Source organism: Candidatus Bathyarchaeota archaeon (assembly GCA_026014745.1).
Lineage (GTDB): Archaea > Thermoproteota > Bathyarchaeia > Bathyarchaeales > Bathycorpusculaceae > Bathycorpusculum.
On the sequence record JAOZHS010000002.1, the window covers coordinates 525,675 to 549,151 of the forward strand.

The following is a 23,477-nucleotide window of genomic DNA, read 5'->3' on the forward strand; positions in this document are numbered from 1 at the left end:
CGGCAACAGGTTGGGCAAATAAAATTGATCTATCAGGCGTTAAAAGATAGCGTTTTTTTGTTTCTTCCCTTAATTACTTGGATACTTTTGTCATGCGTCCTTAGTTATCTGTACTTAAAGGATAAAAACAAACGTAAACTGGTTTTCTCCATCGGCATTTTTGTATCTGCCTTTGGCTTCTATAACAACTTTATCGAAAGTTTAGGTTTTACTCCCATTTTCCCGTTTTCGGGGTGGCTATTTATACCAGTAGCGCTAGCGGTTGTTGTCGCTGCATTGTCCAGCCTCTTTAAGGTTGAGAATTTCCAGAAGCCCTTTATCATTTTTCTGACTGGGACAGTGCTATCTGTTATTGCATTTTTTGTGCAGTTTCCGTTTCCAACCCTGCAGTTAGCATTAACGCTTCTCTTTATGGCAACCTCAGTGCCGATTTTGATCTATATTTTCTTAAAAAGCCGTGCGTCACCTGACCTCTACTTCCTCTTTGCAACGTTGTGTTTCTTGTTTCAGGGGCTTGTCTCTAATATGGGAACTTCGAGGGATATACCCGTGCTTTTAGCTATCTTTGGCGTTGTATTCATTGCGCTCATGTTTAATATGCCTGAGAAAGTCAATCCCAGCAATTTGCCGTCCTTTATTGTGCTAGAGAAAAAACTCGACGAGGCAAACCAGCACCTCAGGCTGATGGAGGCTAAGCTGATTAAAGCTGAAAGGCTAGCGGCCATAGGTGAACTGGCAGGCATTATTGGTCATGATTTACGTAACCCATTGCAGGGCATTATGGGGGCTACGCATTACCTAAAAACACATGCCAAACGGCAGTCAGACACAGCTTGCATTGAAATGCTAAATGAAATTGATGACTGCATCCTGCGAGCTGACAAAATAATCAACGACTTAATCGAGTACTCACAAAACATCACTTTGGTACCGTTATTGACTAACCCTAAAACGTTACTCACTCAATCGCTTGGTCAACTCAAGGTGCCCGCCAATATTGAAATAAATAATAAGACAGCCGCCCAACCAGAATTAACCGTTGATGACTATAAGATTCAGCGGGCGTTTAATGCGATAATGAAGAATGCTTTTGATGCCATGCCCGACGGCGGCACGCTCACCTTAGAAAGCGCAGAAGACCCTGACTTTGTTGTTTTCCGCTTTCAAGATAGCGGTGTGGGTATGGATAGGGAAACTCAAAGCAAAATTTGGATGCCTATGTTTACTACTAAAGCTAAGGGTATGGGGTTTGGTTTGCCTATATGTAAACGCTTTGTGGAAGCACATGGCGGCAAAATCTCTATACAAAGCAGTATCGGTCAGGGCACCACAGTTACGGTGTTGCTGCCCAAAAAATTCAGCCCAACTAAATAGCAGACTATACTTCGTATTCTTGGTCTGTGTAGAGTTTACGGTGGTCCTCGATATACTGCTTGTTTGCATCTTTCTCTTTGTAGGCGTGACGAAGGATAGCGGCATTTGTTTTGACGCGTTGAAGCCGTTTCTTGGTGTTGTTTTTTTCCTGCAGTTTTATGACGTCTTTGGGTTTGCTGAAGACCTCTTTGGTTCCGTCTTCTCGGGTTCGCTCCACCTTAATGCAGTTGTCCACCATGCAGTTAAGCACGCAAGCGCCACAGTAAACGCATAGGTCATCAATTATGCCCACTTCGCCAGTGCCCCAGTATAATGCGTTGGTGGGGCATTCTTTTACGCAAATCTTGCATTGACCGCCTACACAGGTGAATTTGTTGATGCTGATTTTGCCATCTTTAAAAAGTTCTTTCATTCTTGTTGGTTCGAGAAGTTCTTTGCGCCGCTGCTTTCGCTCCTCTTCTTCGCTTACCTGCGTTTCGTGGGCTTCTTCCTCAGCCATCAAATCGAATATGTTAAAGTTGGATGAGGATTTATCAGGCATCTAACTAATCACAACTACAGGAGCTATTGCCAAGAATAGGTTTCATGAATTATAATTACTTATCCGTGGCTTTTTCTGTTTTATACCGTGAATTTTCTTCGAGTAGACGCACATACAGGTAGCCACAAACCAAAGCAGTCCTGTTTTGTTTCTTATAGAGCATCTTACCCGCATATGTGGATTACCTAAAACCATATACATTTAGCCGCTAATCCTACAACGAGGATGCAGCATCTGACTAACCCCAAATTCGGCGTATTCCTACCCTTCTATGCCTTCCACGCTCCAACGCCCCAAGAACACTTCCGCCAACTTAAAAACATAGTTTTAGAAGCTGAACAGTTGGGGTACGATTCAGTTTGGCTCGATGACCACTTGATGTATAAAGAAATGCCGATTCTGGAATCATGGAGCACCCTATCCGCCCTCGCAGCTGTAACCAGCCGCATCCGCCTCGGCACCATGGTTACCTGCAACCTGCACCACAACCCCGCAGTGCTTGCCAAAGCCGCCGCCACCCTTGACTGTATCTCAGATGGCAGATTAGAATTCGGGTTAGGCGCAGGCGTGCAGGAAGCTGAGCATTTAGCGTATGGGTTCGGTTTCCCCAAAGCTGGCGTACGTGTCCAGATGTTGCGGGAAGCCTTAGAAGTTGTGACAGCGCTATGGGAGCAGAAAAAAGCCACATATGCTGGCAAATATTACTTGGTAAAAGATGCGGTTTGCGAACCTAAACCCCTCCAGAAGCCTCACCCACCCATAACCGTGGGCGGCACAGGCGACAAACTGCTCCGTGTCACCGCACAGTACGCTGACCGCTTCGACTGGGGCTTTTTACCCAGCATAGACGAATACAAACGTAAACTCATCGTTTTAGAAGCACACTGCAACTCACTTGGCAGAAACCCAAACGAAATAGAGCGAAGCTGCTGGCCAAGTGGACAAATCCTAATTGCCCCCGACCAAAGTGCCTTAACGGAAAAACTCGCTAAATACAAATCGCCCAACCAAACCTTAGAAGACTACAAAAAATACACAATGACGGGCACACCTAAAGAATGCATAGAGCAATTGCAGGGTTATCGCAACTTAGGCGTATCTTATTTCATGCTCTTCTTCGCCGACTTACCGAACCTAGAAGGACTCCGAGTATTTGCCCAAGAAGTCGCAGGGAAACTTTGTTAGAGGTCGCCTCGCGCGATGTGCCCTAACTCGTGTAGGATGATTTTTTCAATGGTATTATAGGGTTTTTTTCTAATCAAAATCATGTACTCGGCGTCATCTGAGCCTTCGTCAGCGTTGAATACGCAGGCGTCTGTTCCGCCTATAGATAGTACGCGTCCCCATTCGGCGAGTTCACGTATGGAATCCTCTGGGCAATGTAGATGCGCCAAAATGTGGTTGAAGTCTTTGTCGTTTAGCTTTAAGGCTTTGATTTTTGGCAAGGGTTTGCTGCTCAGGTTTTTCCAAGCCGACACCAGTTGCTGTATAGGTATGGGTTCAGCTTTGATTTCGATGCCTTCCACTAAAACCATAAAAAACCGTCCGATGGGCTGGTTAGCCGCTTAGAGTAACCAACGGGTTTAACTGTAAAAGCGTTTGCAGTTGTACCCCTACAACCACAGCCCGCTCCCTTTTTTGCTATTTGTAGTTTAACAGTAGATCAAAAAGTTTGTTTGGGTGTTGATTCTTATGGAGAAAAAACTGTCTTTACATGTCCCCACATGCACATGGTGGCGGTTTCAACATGCGTCTATGTTGGGCGTGTGGGAGAATCTGGTTATGCCACACCCAAACAGACCCCAAAACAGGCAGCAAACCCAAAAAACAACCCCAACCAACAGCTAACTTGTGGCATACCGTAAACCGCCACACCCACACAAAGAGAAAAAAACAAAAATTTGATCTACTGATAAATAAGGGGTGGGGGTAGGCCGCTAAGCTGACGCCTTTTATCTTAGAGGGATAGGGAGATATCGGTTGGTTTGAATGGCTTTTTTGGCCGTAAAATTGCTTAAAGGGAGGTAGCATGATTTGAGGTTTTGACAGGCAAATAACCTAATAGACCAGGCTAGTGCCCGACGGCATTGGGCAGGCATTGCTTTCGTTGCGGTATTTATTTAAACTTGGAAAGCCACAGTTAGCGGTATTATTAATTAATATATAGTTGGTGCATAATCAAGATACCGAGGACTGCATGGCTTGGTATGGTATGAGGATCCCTTAACGGTGTTGGCAATCGCTTTAGTGATAATAATCGCCTGCGGCACCCTGATTTTTGTCATGCGCTGGTACAGTAACGGTGAAAAGAAACCTAAACCCCAAAAACAACCAAGCCAACCCCAAGTCGACCTCCAATACACCAGCAACACACCATTTAAAATATCCAAAAGCATCCCAGGCACCCAAGCCAACACAGCCAAAGACGAACTCCGCATGCTCGACCTTGAACGAGAAATCCTCGGAGACGCCATCCGACGCCTCTATGAAGCCCAAGCGGAAGGCAAAATCACAGAATCTGAACGCGACAAACTCGCCGCATCCTACAAGCTCCGCATGAATAACATCAAAGAATCCATCCAAAAAGACGAATCCATCATCGCCCTACATGAGCTTGAAGGCATGCAAGAAGACCTCATGAAGCTGTTTAGCGAACGATTCGGCGAATTAACAAGCAAAGTTGAAGAACTCCGAGGCCGCATCGACGTCAAACCCATCCGCGAAATCCCCATAAAACCCATACCCCAAACCCCAATCCAAATCGAAAAAGCCGAAACAGAGGAAGAAGAAGAGGAAGAACAAGCCGCCCCAGCCACCCCCTCAGCTGAAGATAAGCCCAAAAAGAAGCGCAAACCCCCAGAAGAAAAGACCGACCAAAAGACGGAAGCCGAAAGACGTATAGAGTCGATTCGCAGTGAAGTGGAGAAAGTCCTTGACAAGTTAGGGCAAATGGAAATCGAAGGATAAAAAAATGGACACTATCCAGTTAGAAAAACAGAACTCTGCCAACGCAGCCGTAGCGCACGTTAAAGACGGCGACGTCGTCGGGCTTGGAAGCGGCAGCACAGCGTTACTCGCCATTCAAGCAATTGGCAAACGCATCCAAACCGAAAACCTCCACATTTTAGCTATCCCATCCAGCTACCAAGCATTCTACGCAGCCGTTGAATCAAAAATCCCCATAACCACCCTCGACGAGCACTCAATAATCGACGTTACCATCGACGGTGCAGACCAACTCACCCCTGAACTTTACCTCATAAAAGGAGGCGGCGCGGCATTAGCTCGAGAAAAAATCGTTGCATCCGCCAGCAAAATCAACATCATAATCGCTGACCAACAAAAAAAAGTCACATACCTCGGCGAAAAGAACCAGTTCGTCCCAGTCGAAGTCATCCCCTTCGCACTCGCACCTGTCAAACAAAAAATCGCCGACCTCGGCGCTAAACCCGTCGTGCGGGAAGGCAAAGGCAAACTCGGCCCCATCCTGACCGACAATGGCAACGCAGTCATAGACGCCTACTTCGGAGAAATCCAAGACCCAGCCACGTTGGCGGTCAAGGTGAAGATGATTCCGGGAGTTGCCGAAACAGGATTCTTTGTAGGTTTAACAGATTTGGCATATGTTGGAGTCGGCGACAAAGTTGAAAAAATAGAGCGTCGCAGCAAATAAGCCGTTTAACATTTTATTTACGCATATTTTGATTAATTAGAAGCCTAAAAAAGGGGTGCCGATGGCGGCTAAGCCGCTCACCATTGTTTCCAAGGCAACTCATCCATGTACTCGTTAAGAGAGCGGATAGAGTTACCGTTTTTACCTTTCTGTTTGAGTACATCCACCAATGCAGCTGCTAACTGCAAGTTGGTGATGACGGGGATGTTGAATTCTACTGCTTGGCGTCGAATCGTGTAACCGTCGGTTAGGATGTCGGAGATGTCGCTGCGTTTGTTTGCCATGGGCACGTTGATGACTAAATCGATTTTGCGTTCTTGGAGGTAGTCGAGTATGTTGGGGTTCACTTGGGCTTCTTTAACTTTAAACAAGGTGGTCGCATTGATACCTGCAGCGTTTAACACGTCAGCTGTGTGCGCAGTTGCATAGATTCTAAAGCCCATATCCGCAAGCGCTTGTGCAATGGGTACGACACGTTTTTTACGTTGCACATCGCCGCCGACGCTGATAAGCACCGCGCCATCTTTGGGGGGCATAGCGAATTCGGCAGATTGCAACGCTTTGCTGAATGCGTCAGAGAAGTTCTCGCCGATGCATGCGACTTCGCCTGTGCTAAGCATCTCTACGCCCAACACGGGGTCAGCGCCACTTAACCGCATAAAGCTGAATTGCGGAACCTTCACCCCAACGTGGGGCGCAACCTGCATAGGAGAAAGCTTGACGCCGTCGATTTTTTTGCCAAGCATCGCCAGAGTCGCAAGATCGATGAGATTTATGCCGCGACATTTGCTCACAAAAGGCATAGAACGGGACGCGCGGAGGTTGCATTCGATAACGTTAACGATGTCGTCTTTGACTAAGTATTGGATGTTGTAGGGGCCATGGATTTTTAGGGCTTTTACGATGCTTATGGTTGCTTGTTCGATGTCTTCTTGAACTTCAGGTTTTAGTGCTTGAGGCGGAATGGTCATTGTGGCGTCTCCGCTGTGCACACCTGCATTTTCGACATGTTCCATGATAGCGCCGATAAGGACGTTTTCTCCGTCTGAGACGCCATCAACCTCAACCTCTTTGGCGTGAGTTATGAATTTACTAATGACGACAGGATGGTCGCGTCCTACTTTTGCCGCCAAATTGAGGAAGTTCTCAAGAGACACCTCGTTGTATGCGACACGCATCGCTGAGCCCGAGAGAACATAACTTGGGCGAACAATAACAGGATAACCGATTTTCGCCGCAAACCGTTTCGCTGCATCAATGGATTGGAGTTTACTCCAAGGCGGTTGCGAAATGCAAAGTTGATCAAGGAGCGCACTAAATTTGGAGCGGTCCTCAGCTAAGTCAACGTCTTGGGCGGAGGTTCCAAGGATTTTTGCGCCTGCATCACTAAGAGACATGGAAAGATTATTTGGGATTTGCCCGCCCACGCTGGTTATGACGCCCAACGGGTTTTCCTTTTCGTAGATGTCAAGAATGCGTTCGGTGGTGAGTTCTTCGAAGTAGAGTTTGTCGGAGACGTCGTAGTCTGTGGAGACGGTTTCAGGGTTGTAGTTTACCATGATGGCTTCTTTGATGCCGTTCTTTTTGAGCGCCCAGATTGTGTTAACACCACACCAGTCAAACTCTACACTAGAACCGATACGGAAGACACCTGCACCCAGCACGATAACTTTGCTTGGGTTGTTAGTAAGTTCAATGTCGTCTTCGTCGCCGCCGTAGGTGAGGTATAGGTAGTTGGTTTTTGCTGGCCACTCTGCAGCTAAAGTGTCGATTTGTTTAATGGCGGGGATGATGCTGTGGCTTTTGCGGAAGGCGCGTATGTTAGCTTCTTTGGTTTCTTGGCATTTTGCAATTTGCGCATCAGAAAAGCCGAGGCGTTTGGCTTCGCGGATTACGGAGGCTGCGGAGGCGTCAGCGAGGTTTAGGTTGCAGAGTTGGGTTTCCATGTCAAGGATGTTTTGGATTTTGTAGAGGAAGAAGGGATCTACGCCGCTTAGGCGATAGATTTCCATGATGGGGATGCCCATTTTTAGGGCTTTGCCAATCTTGTAGAGACGTTCGTCAGTGGGATGAGCCATTTCGTCTCGGAGGCGTTCTTCAGATTCTGGTTCGGAGTCTTCGGGGTTGCAGACTAAACCGATTTTGCCTGTGTCAAGCATGCGCACAGCTTTCTGCAGCGCCTCTTCGAAGCAGCGGCCAATCGCCATAACTTCGCCTACGCTACGCATTTGAGGCCCAACGTGGCGGTCGGCGTTTTTGAATTTCTGAAGGTCCCAGCGGGGGATTTTTACTGTGATGTAGTCGAGCGCTGGTTCGAAGCACGCAGTGGTAACTTCGGTTACTTTATTGATTAACTCGGGCAGCGTGTAACCCAAGGTAAGTTTAGTGGCGATGTACGCCAGGGGGTATCCGGTGACTTTGCTGGCAAGAGCTGAGCTGCGGGACATGCGGCTGTTGACTTCGATGACGCGGCATTCCTCAGATTTAGGATGAAGCGCCCACTGGATGTTACATTCACCAACGATTCCAAGGCAACGAATGGCGTTTATGGAGATGCTTCGGATTTGGTGGTATTCACGGTTGGTCATGGTTTGCGAAGGTGCCACGACAATGGAGTCGCCTGTGTGTATACCCATGGGATCAAAGTTTTCCATGTTACAAACGGTTAAGCAGTTATCAGAGTAGTCCCGCATGACTTCGTATTCGACTTCTTTCCAATGTCCCACGTACTCTTCAACGAGGACTTGGCTGATGCGGCTCTGGGCAATACCTATGGTCACGATTTCTTTAAGTTCCTTGGGGTCATGGGCTACACCTGCGCCTTTGCCGCCTAAAGTGTAAGCAACCCGAACCATAACGGGGAAACCAATTTCCTCAGCAATTTCTAAGGCCTGTTTTACGCTGGTGGCGGCGCGGCTTTTGAGGTAGGGTACGCCGGCTTTTTGCATTGCTTGGCGGAATCTTTCGCGGTCGCCTGTGTCTTCGATTGCTTTAACGGGTGTTCCTAATACTTTTACGTTGTACTTTTGCAGAATTCCCGTTTTTTCGAGTTCTAAACCGCAGTTAAGTGCAGTTTGACCGCCAAAACCTAGGAGGATGCCGTCGGGGCGTTCTTTGGCGATGACTTTCTCTACAAATTCAGGGGTTACTGGGAGGAGGTATACTTTTCCTGAGAGGCGGGGGTCTGTTTGGATGGTAGCTATGTTGGGGTTGATGAGAACTGTTTCAATGCCTTCTTCATGCAGCGCTTTTAGGCATTGACTGCCGCTGTAGTCGAATTCGGCTGCTTCCCCAATTTTGATTGCGCCACTACCGAGAACCATTACTTTTTTTATCCAGTCAAACTTGGGCATTTACTTCGCCTCCAAGGTTTTTGCAAATTTATCAAACAGCAGTTCAGTGTCGTAGGGTCCAGGCGAAGCCTCAGGATGCCATTGCACTGCAAAGACGGGTTTGGTCTTGTGGCGGACGCCTTCGGTGGTTTTGTCGTTGGGGTTGATGAACCATGGTTCTAGTTGGGTATTTTTGAGGGAATCCATGTTTATGGCATATCCGTGGTTTTGGGTGGTGATGTAGCAGCGGTTGTTGTTTAGGTCGAGTGCGGGCTGGTTTTGGGCGCGGTGACCAAATTTAAGTTTGTAAGTGTCGCCGCCCAAAGCTAAAGAGAGGATTTGGGCGCCTAAACAGATGCCCATAACTGGGAGCTTGTCGGATAGAGTGCGGATGGCCTCGATGGCTGTTGTGCATTTTTTGGGGTCGCCGGGGCCATTGCTTATGAACACTCCATCAGGGTTATAGGAGAGAATATCGCTAACCGATGTGTCGTAGGGTACGCGTACAACGTTTATGCCTCTTTTGAGGAGGTTGCGGATGATACTGTATTTGACTCCGCAATCGATGAGTACAACGGTTTTTTTGCCCTCCACACTGTATGTGACGGGTTGTTTTGTGGAGACTTCTTTTACGAGGTCGGTTTGGTTGGGGTCAGCGATGTTTTTGCCACTCTGCAAGAGGACGTTGACATCGGGTTCTTCGTCTTCGTCGAAAACTTGGATGATGCCCAGCATGACTCCGTGGATACGGAGTTTTTTGGTTAATCTGCGAGTGTCGATTCCGTAGATTCCTGGGACGCCTTCGTCAGCTAACCACTGGTCGAGGGTGCGTGTAGAAGCCCAATGGAAGGGTTCAAGGCAGAGTTCATGAATGATTAAGCCTTGCACTTGGATGTGGTCGGATTCAAAGTAGAGCGGTAATCCGAGGTTTTGTTCATTGGATGGTACGCCGTAATTGCCTACCATTGGATAAGTGAAGGTTAAAATCTGCCCCTTATAGGATGGGTCAGTTAAGGCTTCAGGGTAACCAACCATTTGGGTCGAAAAAACGACTTCTCCGCTGATTTTACCTGTTGCGCCAAAACCTTTTCCGATAAATGACGTTCCGTCTTCAAGGAGCAGTATTGCTTTTTTGTTATTTTTGGACGTGCTATGTTGTGGGACCAAAGCCCTATTCAACCTATCAGTTTAGATTTTTAAGTGTTACGTTTTTGGGGTGGTTCGAAAGAGAATAGTCACGGACGGTTTGGTTGAGCGTGTTTTCTGCGTTTGCAAGGCTTGTTTTGCGTTTATCTATGGTTGTTTGTGTTTGGTTCATATCGGTCTTTCTTTGTGTGATGGCTCTTTCAACTTCTGCGGGTGAGGGTCCACCTTGGACTTTATATGTTTCGATTAGTTTGCGTGGATTTGTGCATGAAACTATATCTTCGCTCTTTACCGTCAAATCGACGTTTGCGGTTTCCTTTGCGATTTTCTGCAGCAAAAATGGAGTTGCATCAAGCAAAGTTTGCTTTGAATCAACCAAAGCCTTCACCAGCGCCCCAACAATCTTGTGAGAAGTGCGGAAAGCAACGCTGTATTTGGCTACAAGCATGTTAGCGAGTTCGGTTGCGCCTACAAATCCTGCAGCAGCTTTTGTTTGGATGTCGGTGGAGACTTTTATGTTGGGGATAAGCTGAGTGAATATGTTTAGGGAAGCTTCCAAGTTGTCAGTGACTGCCCAAAGTTTCGGGGTGACCTCTTGGAAGTCAAGGTTATAGGTAGTTGGCAAGCTTTTAACGATGGCTGTAGCGGCTACAAAATCGCCCAATGCGTAGCTTGCCCGGGCTCGGATTACTTCGAGGACTTCAGGATTCTTTTTCTGGGGCATAATGCTGCTGGTGGAGGTGAATTCGTCAGGCAACTCGATGGTGCCAAATTCGGCAGAACTCCAAATGATGAGATCTTCAGCTAAGCGACTCAAGTTTACCGCAAGCAACGCAAGCGCTGATTGGGTTTCGAGGATGAAGTCGCGGCTGCCCACGGCGTCTATGGAGTTTTCTAAGACTGCATCGAAGCCTAAGAGTTCAGCGGTTTTTTTGCGGTTAATGGGGAAACTGGTGGTTGCTAACGCGCCTGCACCAAGCGGACAAAGGTTTACGCGTGAATAAGCGCTTTCTAACCGCGCCAAGTCTCGTCCCAACGCATCGAAATGCGAGAGTAAATAGTGACCAAAGGTGACAGGCTGAGCCGCCTGCAGATGCGTATAAGCCAAAATGACGGTTTCTGTGTGCTTGGAAGCCGTTTCGAGTAGGCTCTTTTGCATGTTTTGCACTTCTTGCATAATGCAGAGGAGTTCCTTGCGGAGGCGCATGCGGATGGCTGTGGCAACTTGGTCGTTTCGGCTCTTTGCAACGTGGAGGTTACCGCCGACTTCGGGGCCAGTTTCTGCTAGTACGGCTTCTTCAACTGCCATGTGGACGTCTTCGGCGTCGGGATCAAGGGTCGGTGCTGAGAGTTTCTGTAGTGCTGCTAGGATTTTTGCGCCGTTTTCCCATTGGATAATTTTTTGCTCCATCAGCATGGCAACATGTGCTTTGTTGATTGCCAAAACAGCTTCAGCTAAGCGCACGTCGTCTTTTCGGGATGAACAGAACTTGGCAACGTCTTCTCGTACGTTCCCCAAGCGGCCTCCATGCAGCATCTTTGACGTTTTTGTTCATCCTCCTTTAAAATAATGAAAAGTTAGGCTTTCTTAGCCTTGCCTTTCTTGGCGGTTTTCTTTAGCTGATTATACATGCGGCTTTGCATGCCCCACAACTCGATGAAGCCTTTGCTGTAGGATTGGTTGAAGCTGGTTTTTATGTTGTAGTTAGCGAGGTTTTTGTCGTAAAGTGAGTTGGGTGAGCTGCGTCCGATGACTATGAAGCCGCCTTTGAAGAGTTTAAGTTTGACTTCGCCGGTGACGTTTTCTTGGGAGCGGTTTATGAAGGCATCTAAGTCATCTTTGAGTGGGTCAACCCACAATCCAGTGTAGGCTAAGAAAACCCATTCTGCATCAACTTGCTGTTTAAAGAGAACCTCATGGCGAGTCATGACCATTTTTTCAAGGTCTTTGTGAGCATCCAAAATGACCAAGGCAGCGGGGCATTCGTAGACTTCACGAGACTTCAACCCGACAGTGCGGTCTTCGATGTGGTCGATTCTGCCGACGCCGTTGCGTCCAGCGATTTTGTTAACTTCAGCTATAAGCGAGAGAGGCGCCATTTTTTTGCCGTTAACCGCAACAGGCACACCCGCCTCGAAAGTCAGCGTTAAAATTTCAGCTTTATCGGGAGCTTTCTCCGCAGCCACGGTCCATTCATAAGCATCTTCAGGGGGTTCTTGGCTTGCATCTTCGAGCAAACCGCATTCAATAGCGCGTCCCCACACCGAGGCGTCGATACTGTATTTTTTGGCAGATTCAGAAACGGGGATGCCTTTGGTTTTAGCGTATTCTATTTCCTCTTCGCGTGTTAGACCCCATTCGCGTACAGGCGCGAGGATTTTTTTGTCAGGGGCTAAGGCGCCTAAGGTAACGTCGAAGCGGACTTGGTCGTTGCCGCGACCTGTGCAGCCATGAACAAGGCCTGTTGCACCTTCTTTCTCAGCGATTTCCACCATCTTCTTGGCAATCAAAGGCCGTGAAAGAGTGGTACTGATGGGGTATTTGCCTTCGTAGAGGGCGTTGGCTTTGATGGCTGGGAAAATGTAGTCTTTAGCAAATTCATCTTTGGCGTCGATGCTGTAATGTTTGAGGACGCCAAGTTTGTGCGCTTTTTCTTCAGCTGCTTTGAGGTCTTCGCCTTGACCCACATCAACAGTTACTGTTATGACTTCTGCATCACATTTTTCTTGGAGGTACTTAATCAAAACGGATGTGTCTAATCCGCCGCTGTAAGCTAATACAAATTTTTCTTTCGTGGTTTGGTCCCCCATTTTTTAGTGTAAATTGTTTTCCTTACCTCGGGGGCTGTATTTTTAAAGGTTGTGACTTTTTTGTTACTTAACAAGCTTTAAATGTCCCAATTGATACACCAATCAAACATTATGACTGTAGCCCAAAACGTCCGCAACCACCTACGCAACAAACCCTACCTACTCGAAGCCCTAGAAAAAGGCATAGTCAATCTAAGCGAACTTAGCCGCCAAATCCAAAGCGAACTCAAAACCGAAGACACCAGCGCCATAAAAGCCGCACTGCGTCGATATAGCGAAGAACTCCAAAAACACAAACAAAAACGTGAAGAAAAAGTCCTCCACCTTCTCAAACGCAGCAGCATCGCAGTCTATGACCGCAAATCCGTCATGATAACCAGCAAAGAACTCCCCCAAAAAACAGGCATGAAAGTCGACCTCCTCGACAAATTCGTGTACCTCCTTGACCGAAGCGACCTTCCCGAACGTGTCTCCGCTCTGGTGAAAAATGACAACTGCACCATGATAGTCATTCACTCTCCCGAAGAGTTGGAAGCTACGCCTGGTGTTGTTGCGTTCCTTGCCACCTTGCTGGCGGAGCAGAACGTGAACATTGTCGAGTTCATTTCCTGCTGGACCGAGACCATTATGGTTGTGGATAAGAAAGACAGCCTCAAAACCTACGAGGTTCTATCCAACTTGGTAGGCTAACACTCCACTTTGTTGCCCACTTTATTTTGCCCAAATCAACCTAGCCGAGTTTAGAACGACAAATAGGGCATTTCCTTCATGAATTACGGCTGCTAAAACGGGATTAATGACGCCACTTGCAGCCAAAGTAACGCCGATTATATTTATTGTCAAGGCGAAAAGGATGTTTTGCTTAATCAGACTAACCGTCTTGCGCCCAATTTTTATCATCTGTGGAACTTTTGAGAGGTCATCTGATATCAACACCGCATCGGAGGTTTCTATTGCGACATCGGTTCCAGTCTTGCCCATGGCTACGCCCACATGAGCTGCAGCTAATGCGGGTGCATCGTTGATGCCGTCGCCGACCATTAGGATTTTGTTGCCATCCCTTTTTAGTTGCTTGACATAATCAACTTTGCCTTCAGGTAACAAATCTGCAGCTACTTCGGTGATACCCACTTGATTAGCTATGGCGTGGGCTGTTGAAGAGTTATCCCCCGTCAACATAACCACATTCTTAACCCCCACACTTCGCATATCAACAACCGCCCCCGCCACACCTGCTCTAGACACGTCAGCGACGCTAACTGAGCCAATTACCAACCCGTTTTCGGATACCAGAAAAACTGTTCTTCCAAGCGCTTTCTGCGTATCTAAGTTTTCTTGGACCTCTTGTTCAAGGGTAACCTTCTTTGTTTGAAACAGCTTCTCGTTTCCAGCTAAGACTTCTTTGCCCTTATAATTAACCATGACACCTTGACCCGGAAAGACCTCAAACGTCGAAGGGTCTTGAGGGCAAATTCCTTCGGTGCTAGCTTTTTCTAGGACTGCTTTTGCCAGCGGATGCTCGGAGAATTTTTCTGCAAGAGCCGCCAAAGTGATAACTTGCGCTTCAGATTTGCCGTTGAACGTTTTTATGTCGACAACTTGGGGGGTACCTAAGGTCAAGGTTCCTGTTTTGTCCAAGACTACGGTATTGGTTTTACCTACGGACTCTAGGGTTGCGCCACCCCGAATAAGTATGCCCCGTTTCGCAGCGTTACCAAGGCTAGCAACTACCGCTGTAGGAGTGGCTAAAGTAAGGGCGCATGGGCAAGCAATAACTAAAGTTGAAACAACAGCGATTACGTCACTTGTAAAAATGTACGTGCCAATTGCAATCACCATTAAAACTGGCGCAAAATATCGCGCATAGCGATGTGCAATCTTTTCGATAGGAGCCCTGTTTGCCTGTCCTTCTCTGATGAGTTTAATGATGTGGGCAAAGGTTGTATCTTCACCGACTTTTTCAGCCCTAATCTCCAAGGCACCCAACTCAACAATAGCCCCAGAGAGCACCTTGCAGTTGACGGATTTTTGGACTGCTATCGATTCGCCAGTTAAAGAGGCTTGATTTATGGAACCTGTTCCACTTAGGACTTCACCGTCGATAGGAATTTTCTCCCCGGGTTTGACTAAAACCATGTCGCCTACTTTGACTTGTTCTATTGGAACGTTTAGTTCTTTGCCGTTTTTGCGTACACGTGCCGTTTTTGGCGCCGATTCTATGAGAAGTTGAATTGCTTTAGATGTTTTCTTAGCTGTGTAATCTTCAAGTATTTCGCCACCGGACAGCATCAGAACCACTAGTGCTGCGGCCAAGTATTGCCCTACTATAACACCAGCGATTATGGCTATTGTTGCAAGTAAGTCAACATCAATATCTTTTTGCAACAAGGCATGGATGGCACTAACAGCTATGGGTGTACCGCCAGCCACTACCGCGACAAGGGCCAAACCATCACTAGCCGTGTAAGGTAGAATCTTTAGGGCACCACTGATGAAACTGGTTATGGTGAAGATCGTGCAGGCGGAGAATAGAATCAGGTGCCAGTTGCTCATCAGAAAGGGCTTTGCGCCGGTTAGTTGGCTGGTCATCGGTAATCCACTTATGCCATGAATTTCATGAGTGCCACTTTGAGGTCTTCGATTGCTGTTTCGCCTTTACCTTCCTTGGCGGCTTCTAAAACGCAGCTCTCCATGTGGTCTTCTAGCAGTATTCTGCCAACTTGGTTTAGAGCTGCTCGAACTGCACCAACTTGGAGCAAAATATCTGGGCAGTCTTTGTCTTCTTCAACCATCTTCCGTAATCCGCGGATATGTCCTTCTATTCGGGATAAGCGGTTTATGACTTCTTTGTGCCTTTTATGCTGGGTTTCATGCACATGCAAACTAATATCCCCCTGGGGGGGATATGTGACGGGAACAAATTAAAGTTTTCTAGAAGAAAGAAAACAAGAAAGTCTGGATTTGGGCAAATAACAGTGAAGGCTAAGGCAACGCTTCACCAATAGGTTTTTCCCGAGAATGCATAAATAATAATAGCCATAGTCGATAGTTAAGCTAACTTAACACAATTAACCTAACACGCAGGAGAGAATAACCCGTGGTACATCAGGAATGCATAAACTGCAAAACAACCTACAGCATAGATGAGATTGTTTACTTCTGCAAAAAATGCGGAGACATCCTCGAAGTAAAATTTGACGGAACCGAACTGTCAGAGGCAGTGAAAACCAGCGACTGGAAAACCAAGCCGCTCTCTGTTTGGCGATACCGCCCGTTTATGCCCATCCATGAAGCAACCAAACTAGTCACCCTCGGAGAAGGCGGCACCGGACTCCACCGCAGTGAACGCCTCGGCAAAGAGTTAGGCATCAATAATGTCTACGTAAAAAACGAAGGCGAAAACCCAACAGGCAGCTTCAAAGACCGCGGCATGACCGTCGGCGTCACCAAAGCCGTCGAGTTGGGCGCTCGGCATGTCATCTGCGCATCCACAGGCAACACCAGCGCAGCCCTCGCAGCCTACGCCGCCCGAGCAGGCATAAAATGCACCGTACTCATTCCCTCGGGCAAAATCGCCTATGGCAAACTTAGCCAAGCCATGATTCACGGTGCCAAAGTCCTCCAAGTTAGAGGCAACTTCGACGAGGCACTGGAATTTGTGCTTAAACTCGCCGAGAAACACAAAGACATCTACCTGCTCAACTCAATTAACCCCTTTCGCATAGAGGGACAAAAATCGTTAGGCTACGAAATCTGTGAACAACTCAACTATGAAGCACCCGACCGCATCATCATCCCAGTTGGAAACGCAGGCAACATCAGCGCCGTCTGGAAGGGGCTCAAAGAATTCTACGAGTTAGGCTTAATCAAGAAACTTCCCAAAATGACAGGCATTCAAGCCGCAGGCTCCGCACCCATCGCGCAAGCCATCAAAGCTCATAGCGACAAAATCGTCCCCGTCGAGAACCCAGAAACCATCGCCACAGCCATCCGCATCGGTGCGCCTGTGAGCTGGAAGAAAGCCGTTAACGCTATCCGCGAGTCGCATGGAACCGCCGAAACCGTCACAGACGAAGAAATCTTGGCGGCACAGAAGCTGCTTGCCAGAATTGAAGGCATCTTTGTGGAACCAGCCAGCGCCTCATCCATTGCAGGCTTACACAAACTCATCAAGAAAGGCGTAATCTTAGAGGATGAACGCGTCGTCTGCATAACCACTGGCCATGGCCTCAAAGACCCTGACACCGCAATAAAGCAATGCGAAAAGCCAGTTGAGGTTGATGCGGAAATTACAGCGATTGAGGAAGCGTTGGGTTTAAAGAAGGCGCAGGTAGTAATAGCACGGTGAGGTAGAACATGAGGATTATTTTGGTTGGATACGGCGTTGTAGGCAAAGGCGTTACAACGATTCTTGCCAAACGCACCGTCGAGAAAGTCAAAGACTACGGGTTTAACCCCAAAATCGTAGCCATAGCAGACATCGATGGCGCAGTCATCAACCCCCGCGGATTCACCCCAGAAAAGCTCGAGGCAATTAAGCAGCGGGGCTACCCGATTTCAGCTGACCCCGAATATGGACATCCAGGCATAAAGGCGCTTGAAGTCATCGAATCCGTTGAAGCTGAAGTGGTGGTCGAAGTCACCCCGGTCAACATCCAAACCGCTGAACCAGCCCTCTCACATATCACCACCGCATTCAAAACAGGCAAACACGTCGTCACAACCAACAAAGGACCTCTAGCCCTTGCTATGCCCGCATTGACCGAGCTTGCTGAGTATAACAATGTGTATTTCCGTTTTAGCGGCACAGTCGGCGGCGGTACCCCCATGTTGGAGTTCGCTAAACGTTGCCTTGCAGGCGACCGCATTTTGGGCATTAAAGGCATCTTAAACGGCACGACCAACTACATCCTAACTGAGATGCTTCAAAACAAAGTTAGTTTCCAAGATGCCCTGTCCAGCGCGCAGAAACTGGGCTATGCAGAGCGGGAACCCTCAATGGATATTGACGGCTTTGACACTGCCTGCAAAACAGTCATACTTGCCAACTGGATACTTAACCAGAAAGTCACCCTCCGAGATGTAGACCGAACAGGCATCCGCGACGTTACCTTAGATATGCTTGAAGACGCTTCCAAGAGGGGCAATACAGTTAAACTCATCGGCGCCCTAGACGGCGTCAGCAAACCAACCGTGAAACCCACAGAAATCCCCAAAACCAGCCCGCTTTGCGTGAGTGGAGTCCTCAACGCCGTAACCTACCAGTGCGAATTCGCCGCTGAACAAACCATTATCGGCAGAGGAGCAGGCTCTATTGAGACGGCAGGCGCTGTTTTAAGAGACCTCTTAGACATAAGACATAAGTTAGCAACTAAACTACTAACGTAGAAGAAAAGTGAATTACGCCATGAAAATAGTGATGAAGTTCGGTGGAACCAGCGTTGGCACAGGCGAAAACATACGCCACGTAGCCGAGTTAGTTACCCAATACTCGAAGAAAGATAACAAAGTAGCCGTTGTTGTTTCGGCATTGGCAGGCGTCACTAACGAGTTGATTGAGACTGGATGTAAAGCTAAAAAAAGCGACGAACAAAACATCCAAGCATTCACTGCCCGACTGCTCAAGAAACACAACGAAGCCATCACAGCCGCCATCACCAGCAAACAGATCCAAAAAGAAGTCGCCGAAATCACCGAAAAAACCATCGGCGAACTCGAAAAAGTCTTAACTGGCATCTGCTATGTAGGCGAACTCACACCTAAATCCAAAGACTACGTTATGTCTTTTGGTGAACGCCTCTCTGCACCTATCGTTAGTGGAGCTATACGGGACTTCAATGCGGAATCACAGTTCTTCACAGGCAAAGACGCTGGCATAGTTACCGACAGCAACTTCGGCGACGCCGACCCCCTCATGAACTATACAACTCACCTCGTTCGAGAACGACTCAGCCCCCTGCTTGAAAAGGGCGCAATTCCCGTCGTCACTGGCTTTATAGCCGCTAACCAAGATGGCGTCGTCACCACAGTCGGTCGAGGCGGCTCAGACTACACCGCCACCATCCTTGGCGTCGCTTTGGAGGCTGACGAAGTGTGGATATGGACTGATGTGGACGGCATAATGACCACTGACCCTAAACTGGTATCCGCTGCCCGCATGCTGCCGCAACTGAGTTATAAGGAAGCGGCGGAAATGGCGATTTTCGGCGCTAAAGCCATGCATCCACGCGCACTTGGACCAGTTAGTAAAGTCGGTATTCCTGTGCGTATCCGCAACACCGCTCACCCCGAAAACAGCGGCACTTTAATCACTAAGGAACCAGCAAAAAATGAGACAAAACCCGTCAAAGCCGTAGCCATGATAAAAGATGTCGCAATGGTAAACGTTTACGGAGCCGCCATGGTAGGTGCTCCGGGCAGCTACGCCAAGGTCTTTGAAATCTTGGGCAGAAACGACATAAACATCATGATGCTATCCGCAGCGGCTTCAGAAGCAAACATATCCATAATAATCAAACGCGGACTCTTAGGCAGAGCAATCAGCAACCTCGAAATAGCGTTGCAGGAACGGGGCGGCTTAGTCAGCGAAGTCACCGCCGAAGACGATGTCGCCGTAATTGCAGTTATGGGTGCTTACATGAAGGGCACTTTGGGTGTCGCCTCAAAAATCTTTGACACCGTAGCCAAACGGGGCATAAACATCCGCATGATTGCACAAGGCAGCTCAGAACTCAACATCAGCTTTGTCGTTAAAGAAAAAGACGGAGCAGCAGTCGTAAAAGCAATCCATGAAGAATTTAATCTCGATAAGGCTTAATGCCTTTCTCTTTTTGGTGAAACCTTGGGAACAACCAAGAACCCAATTAAAAATTAGGATCAGACTTTTTCAGGTATTTCGAGCTTTAGCTGCCTCTTTAATGTCTTGTATCTGTTTCTAACCGTAACTTCCGTGACTCCTGCGGCTGCAGCGATATCTTTCTGGGTTATCTTTTCGCTATTCTGCAAACAGGCTATGTAGAGCGCAGCTGACGCCATACCCATTGGGTCTTTTCCTGCTGCAACCCGTTTCTGCCGCGCTTCTCGTAGTATTGCAATGGCAACGCCCTGAGTCCGTCCAGAAACACCATTCGCCTCGGCAATCTTTGAAACATATGTTAAAGGGTCAGAAATCGGCATGTGAAAATCAAGCTCCCTCAACAGCAAACGGTAGCAGCGGGCAACATCTTTCGCATCAACAAGGCTAGCCTCACTGATTTCGCGAAGAGATCGGGGTGCCCCGTTTCTGCGGCAAGCAGCATACAGAGAGGCTGCGACGATTCCAGATATGGATCTTCCACGAACTAGACCTTTATCGAGTGCTCTTCTGTAAACGACGGCAGCTTGCTCTTTGACGGACGGCGAGAGGGAAACTTTACAAGATAAACGCTCAAGTTCCGCCATGGCTTGAGCCAAGTTGCGGTCAACAGACGAGTGTACGCGGCTTCGAATTTGCCACTTCCTAAGACGCCACATTTGCAGTCTGGTTGATAAGGGCAGTTTTCTTCCTAGTGCGTCTCTATCAACTTGGCTGATTGTTGTGGATAATCCTTTGTCATGAATTGAATAGGATGTTGGCATGCCAACGCGGCTTCGTGAGGTTTTCTCTTGCTGAGTAAACGCTCGCCACTCGGGACTTTTATCTAGCATCTGCTCATATAAAACGAGACCACAGTCGCCGCAAACGGTTTCGCCAGTGTCATAGTCATGAACAAGATTTTTGCTGGCACATTCAGGGCAATTTTCAGTTAAGCGCTGTGGCGTTTTTGGGGCTTGGGGGGTTATACTCATTTTTTCTGCTCCGTTACTTGCCCAGAACGTCACTAAATCATAAAATCTGATTAAGGTAAAAATGCTCGATCTGCGCAGTTAACTTAGAAGGGGGGTGGTTGTTATTATACATGATTTGTTTTGGGAGTTATATTCAGGTGTTAAATGCCATTTTCACGTTTATGTTGGCAATATTCCCCCAGTTTAGAGGCTCACCTACTTGTTGCTGCCCAAACGCAATCACAACACTTTTTATGCATTCGACAACTGCCTTTTTGCAGTAATTCTGAGGGCACCCATTTGTTTAGAGAACTGATTAAAGCTAACAGGGAAGGGTCCGTTAAAGTCATAGCTGCCATCGTGATTGTTGTAGTCGTGGTTGCGCTGGTCGCTTTAGGCTTCTATTACTATAACGCTTATCATAATCTCAAGTTTGAGTTAACCAGTGTTGGCGTGGAGAATCTTAGCGTGCAGTCGTTTACGCTTAATTTTGGGTTAACCATCAATAATACCAATCTGTTACCCGTCTATATTCCAAGCGGTTCCTTTGAAATCTACATAAACGGTCAGCATTTGGGCGCTGGAACATTTAATTCTGTAACGATTGGAGGCAACAGTTTAGGCGAAATCGTGTCGCCAGTTACTTTTAACACCACCGATATCCCCTCAGTCATATACTTCCTTATTGTTGGAGGCGGAAACATTACGGTAGCTGCTAATGGCGCAATTAACGTGTGGCTGTTTGAGGTTCCATTCAACACTACCGTTTACGAAACAAAAGTCACTTAACGTTGAATACATGTTGTCAAACTTGGGGCGGGGTTATGTTCAAATAGTTCAGCCCGATAGTTTGGCTTGGTAGTTTCCGTATATAACCTACCTTAAAAAACCCGGAAGAAATACAGATGAAGTTTAACGCTAAAAGATTGGCAGTCTCCACCATTTTAGCCGCCTTATACGCGGTTGGAGTCATAGCATTAGCCCCTATAGGTTTTGGAATTTATCAAGTCAGAATCGCAGACGCCCTCTTACCGCTGTCTATGATTTTTGGGTTACCAAGCGCCATCGGTTTTGGTTTAGGATGCTTAGTCGCCAACGTCTATGGTGGATTAGGAATAATCGACATCATCGGCGGAGCCGTAGCCAACATCGTGGCTTGCACATTGGCATACTATATTGGACGCAGAGGTGGAATCGCACGTCGGTTCATCGGAACTGTGGCAATAACGGTTGCAGTAACGTTGATTGTGGGCGGTTACCTTTCGTTGCTCTTTGAGGTCCCCGTAGAGTTTGGGCTACTGGGGATATTTGTGGGCTCCGTTGTGGCTGTAAACTTTGTTGGGTTCCCCTTAGAAGAGGCAATACGTCGAATCCCCCTCTTCAAAGATTAGCCCAAAAAAACCACAGTGCTAGGACGATGGTACCCCTCAGAGAGGTGCGACACGTAGGCTAATCAAAAATCTCTATTTTCTCCACCTTACGAGACTCCGCCTCAATGAGACTGTAATACACAATTATCAAAGACAAAATCATAGCTATCCCAAAAATAAGGGCTTCACGGGGCATACCGACTAGCAAAGCTATGAGACCAACGATACCCGCTATGGAAAGAACAGGATAAAGCGGCGTTTTGAAGGTAGCAGGGGCTTTTTTGCGTCTAAAGTGAATTAGGGCAAAGCTGCTCATGAGGTAGCAGAAGAGAATACCAAAATTGCTTATCGAGGCCATTACGTAGATGTTGCCGGAGAAAAGCATGATTATGCCAATGACGGCTGAGATTAAAACGCCGTTAACGGCGACATCGGTTTTTTGGTTGTATTTGCGGACAAATTTTGGCAGCAGCTTGTCGGTGCCGATTTGATATAGCACACGGGAGGAGCCCAAAATCATGGCAAGCGCCGCTGAGGTTGTAGCAATCAGAGCACCAATCGACACTAATACGAATAGCCACTGAGGCGCACACGCGGTTTTAAGTGCATAAGATAGAGGGTCAGAGGATATGGAATATTGGTTTGCAGGCATCAAAAACAGCAACGCTACAACCACAAAAACATAGAGAACTATACTTATCACGACTGATGAGACTATGGCTTTAGCTGCACCTGAACCGCCGCCTTTAACGTCCTTGGTTATGGTGGAGATGGCTTGGAAGCCAGAGTAAGCAAAGAAAATCACAACGCTGGCAGCAAAAATGGAGCCGATACTCCCTGCTTGGTCCCAGTTGAAATTTGTTTGAGCCACGGAGGGGTTGCTAAGCGCAAAAATGGCTGCGAACAATATGAAAATGAGAAGAATCGAAATTTTTATTATCACTAATCCGAAGTCGGCTTTGGCAGCTTTGCTAACGCCTAAGAGATTAATAACCGTAAGTATCAAAATCAAGACGATAGCAAACACGATGGAGTAGTTACTGCTTAAACCGAGTAGACTGGTGAAGTAGGAGCCAAACCCCAAAGATATTGGCGCTATGGAGGAAGCGTAAGCGAAGTAGAGCATTATGCCTGTGATGAAGCCAAGTTCGCTGCCAAACGCCTCGTTAACATAAGAGTAGGAACCACCTTCTGCGTTGGGCATAATTGACCCTAACTCACCCAGCTCCAACGCCACAATCAACGCGATGACACCGACAAGCACAAACGCCAAAAGCGCCGCAGACCCCGCCAAAGCAATAGCGGTTCCGCTCAAAACAAAGATGCCCGCACCGATTATGGCGCCTAAACCCACGGCGGTGGCTACTTTAACGCTTATGGTCTTGCCTGACAGAGGGGACACCAAACGCCTAATGTCCTAAGGT

At 47.6% G+C, this 23,477-nt stretch carries 20 protein-coding genes; 10 read left to right on the forward strand and 10 right to left on the reverse strand.

The genetic code is table 11. From position 1 onward, the window contains the following. Positions 1-339: 339 nt before the first annotated feature. On the forward strand, positions 340-1,374 hold the full coding sequence (locus NWE92_09450) for a HAMP domain-containing histidine kinase (protein ID MCW4029853.1): 1,035 nt from the start codon (positions 340-342) through the stop codon (positions 1,372-1,374). A gap of 4 nt (positions 1,375-1,378) precedes the next feature. Here the strand turns inward: NWE92_09450 and NWE92_09455 are convergent, their stop codons facing one another. Further along, positions 1,379-1,915: a 4Fe-4S dicluster domain-containing protein gene (locus NWE92_09455; protein MCW4029854.1), complete on the reverse strand. Its 537-nt coding sequence runs from the start codon at positions 1,913-1,915 to the stop codon at positions 1,379-1,381. Between the two features lie 225 nt (positions 1,916-2,140). Here NWE92_09455 and NWE92_09460 point away from each other — a divergent pair, with 225 nt between their 5' ends. Then, positions 2,141-3,100, forward strand: coding sequence for a TIGR03560 family F420-dependent LLM class oxidoreductase (locus tag NWE92_09460; GenBank protein MCW4029855.1), 960 nt, complete (start codon positions 2,141-2,143; stop codon positions 3,098-3,100). Here the strand turns inward: NWE92_09460 and NWE92_09465 are convergent. After that, on the reverse strand, positions 3,097-3,450 hold the full coding sequence (locus tag NWE92_09465) for a hypothetical protein (GenBank protein MCW4029856.1): 354 nt from the start codon (positions 3,448-3,450) through the stop codon (positions 3,097-3,099). The two genes, NWE92_09460 and NWE92_09465, sit on opposite strands and share 4 nt — an antisense overlap. A 667-nt stretch (positions 3,451-4,117) precedes the next feature. Between NWE92_09465 and NWE92_09470 the strand changes: the two genes are divergently transcribed. Continuing rightward, a complete protein-coding gene (locus NWE92_09470) occupies positions 4,118-4,882 on the forward strand; it encodes a hypothetical protein (GenBank protein MCW4029857.1) in 765 nt (254 codons plus the stop codon). Positions 4,883-4,886: 4 nt separating this feature from the next. Beyond that, on the forward strand, positions 4,887-5,588 hold the full coding sequence (gene rpiA, locus NWE92_09475; protein MCW4029858.1) for a ribose-5-phosphate isomerase RpiA: 702 nt from the start codon (positions 4,887-4,889) through the stop codon (positions 5,586-5,588). 77 nt (positions 5,589-5,665) lie between these two features. On the opposite strand, the gene carB is transcribed toward rpiA, so the two are convergent. The 4 genes from carB to NWE92_09495 are packed head-to-tail and all read right to left on the reverse strand — an operon-like array spanning position 5,666 to position 12,877. Beyond that, positions 5,666-8,941 carry a carbamoyl-phosphate synthase (glutamine-hydrolyzing) large subunit gene (carB, locus tag NWE92_09480; GenBank protein MCW4029859.1) on the reverse strand — a complete coding sequence of 1,092 codons (3,276 nt, stop codon included), beginning with the start codon at positions 8,939-8,941 and terminating at the stop codon, positions 5,666-5,668. Then, positions 8,942-10,087, reverse strand: a complete 1,146-nt coding sequence (carA, locus tag NWE92_09485) for a glutamine-hydrolyzing carbamoyl-phosphate synthase small subunit (protein MCW4029860.1) — start codon at positions 10,085-10,087, stop codon at positions 8,942-8,944. 16 nt (positions 10,088-10,103) lie between these two features. Then, the gene (gene argH, locus NWE92_09490; protein ID MCW4029861.1) at positions 10,104-11,585 is read right to left on the reverse strand and encodes an argininosuccinate lyase; all 1,482 of its coding nucleotides are present in this window, start codon (positions 11,583-11,585) and stop codon (positions 10,104-10,106) included. Between the two features lie 59 nt (positions 11,586-11,644). Then, a complete protein-coding gene (locus NWE92_09495) occupies positions 11,645-12,877 on the reverse strand; it encodes an argininosuccinate synthase (protein ID MCW4029862.1) in 1,233 nt (410 codons plus the stop codon). Positions 12,878-12,958: 81 nt separating this feature from the next. Between NWE92_09495 and NWE92_09500 the strand changes: the two genes are divergently transcribed. Next, complete coding sequence (locus NWE92_09500) at positions 12,959-13,567, forward strand: ACT domain-containing protein (GenBank protein MCW4029863.1); 609 nt, start codon at positions 12,959-12,961, stop codon at positions 13,565-13,567. Positions 13,568-13,588: 21 nt separating this feature from the next. Here NWE92_09500 and NWE92_09505 read toward each other — a convergent pair whose 3' ends face one another. Beyond that, positions 13,589-15,466 (reverse strand): cation-translocating P-type ATPase, encoded by a 1,878-nt coding sequence (locus NWE92_09505; protein MCW4029864.1) that lies wholly within the window; start codon positions 15,464-15,466, stop codon positions 13,589-13,591. An 11-nt stretch (positions 15,467-15,477) separates the two neighbouring features. Continuing rightward, positions 15,478-15,753, reverse strand: coding sequence for a metal-sensitive transcriptional regulator (locus NWE92_09510; GenBank protein ID MCW4029865.1), 276 nt, complete (start codon positions 15,751-15,753; stop codon positions 15,478-15,480). 221 nt (positions 15,754-15,974) lie between these two features. Between NWE92_09510 and thrC the strand changes: the two genes are divergently transcribed. From thrC to NWE92_09525, 3 genes are read left to right on the forward strand one after another with little or no spacing between them, the layout of a single operon-like run. Next, positions 15,975-17,225, forward strand: a complete 1,251-nt coding sequence (thrC, locus tag NWE92_09515) for a threonine synthase (protein ID MCW4029866.1) — start codon at positions 15,975-15,977, stop codon at positions 17,223-17,225. Positions 17,226-17,233: 8 nt separating this feature from the next. After that, positions 17,234-18,265, forward strand: a complete 1,032-nt coding sequence (locus NWE92_09520; protein MCW4029867.1) for a homoserine dehydrogenase — start codon at positions 17,234-17,236, stop codon at positions 18,263-18,265. Positions 18,266-18,284: 19 nt separating this feature from the next. Continuing rightward, complete coding sequence (locus tag NWE92_09525; protein ID MCW4029868.1) at positions 18,285-19,694, forward strand: aspartate kinase; 1,410 nt, start codon at positions 18,285-18,287, stop codon at positions 19,692-19,694. A 59-nt stretch (positions 19,695-19,753) separates the two neighbouring features. Here the strand turns inward: NWE92_09525 and NWE92_09530 are convergent, their stop codons facing one another. Beyond that, positions 19,754-20,704: a transcription initiation factor IIB gene (locus tag NWE92_09530; GenBank protein MCW4029869.1), complete on the reverse strand. Its 951-nt coding sequence runs from the start codon at positions 20,702-20,704 to the stop codon at positions 19,754-19,756. 279 nt (positions 20,705-20,983) lie between these two features. Here NWE92_09530 and NWE92_09535 point away from each other — a divergent pair, with 279 nt between their 5' ends. Then, on the forward strand, positions 20,984-21,472 hold the full coding sequence (locus NWE92_09535) for an LEA type 2 family protein (protein MCW4029870.1): 489 nt from the start codon (positions 20,984-20,986) through the stop codon (positions 21,470-21,472). A 116-nt stretch (positions 21,473-21,588) separates the two neighbouring features. After that, positions 21,589-22,074, forward strand: a complete 486-nt coding sequence (locus NWE92_09540) for a QueT transporter family protein (GenBank protein ID MCW4029871.1) — start codon at positions 21,589-21,591, stop codon at positions 22,072-22,074. Positions 22,075-22,132: 58 nt separating this feature from the next. Here NWE92_09540 and NWE92_09545 read toward each other — a convergent pair whose 3' ends face one another. Beyond that, entirely contained in the window at positions 22,133-23,455 is a 1,323-nt protein-coding gene (locus tag NWE92_09545) for an APC family permease (GenBank protein MCW4029872.1), read from the reverse strand. Positions 23,456-23,477 lie beyond the last annotated feature (22 nt).

What these genes read in the sequence shown, in the direction of transcription:
- NWE92_09455 (MCW4029854.1), bottom strand. Translation starts at nt 1,915, where the DNA reads ATGCCTGATAAATCCTCATCCAACTTTAACATATTCGATTTGATGGCT.
- NWE92_09460 (MCW4029855.1), top strand. Translation starts at nt 2,141, where the DNA reads ATGCAGCATCTGACTAACCCCAAATTCGGCGTATTCCTACCCTTCTAT.
- NWE92_09465 (MCW4029856.1), bottom strand. Translation starts at nt 3,450, where the DNA reads ATGGTTTTAGTGGAAGGCATCGAAATCAAAGCTGAACCCATACCTATA.
- rpiA (MCW4029858.1), top strand. Translation starts at nt 4,887, where the DNA reads ATGGACACTATCCAGTTAGAAAAACAGAACTCTGCCAACGCAGCCGTA.
- carB (MCW4029859.1), bottom strand. Translation starts at nt 8,941, where the DNA reads ATGCCCAAGTTTGACTGGATAAAAAAAGTAATGGTTCTCGGTAGTGGC.
- NWE92_09495 (MCW4029862.1), bottom strand. Translation starts at nt 12,877, where the DNA reads ATGGGGGACCAAACCACGAAAGAAAAATTTGTATTAGCTTACAGCGGC.
- NWE92_09500 (MCW4029863.1), top strand. Translation starts at nt 12,959, where the DNA reads ATGTCCCAATTGATACACCAATCAAACATTATGACTGTAGCCCAAAAC.
- NWE92_09505 (MCW4029864.1), bottom strand. Translation starts at nt 15,466, where the DNA reads ATGACCAGCCAACTAACCGGCGCAAAGCCCTTTCTGATGAGCAACTGG.
- NWE92_09520 (MCW4029867.1), top strand. Translation starts at nt 17,234, where the DNA reads ATGAGGATTATTTTGGTTGGATACGGCGTTGTAGGCAAAGGCGTTACA.
- NWE92_09525 (MCW4029868.1), top strand. Translation starts at nt 18,285, where the DNA reads ATGAAAATAGTGATGAAGTTCGGTGGAACCAGCGTTGGCACAGGCGAA.
- NWE92_09530 (MCW4029869.1), bottom strand. Translation starts at nt 20,704, where the DNA reads ATGAGTATAACCCCCCAAGCCCCAAAAACGCCACAGCGCTTAACTGAA.
- NWE92_09540 (MCW4029871.1), top strand. Translation starts at nt 21,589, where the DNA reads ATGAAGTTTAACGCTAAAAGATTGGCAGTCTCCACCATTTTAGCCGCC.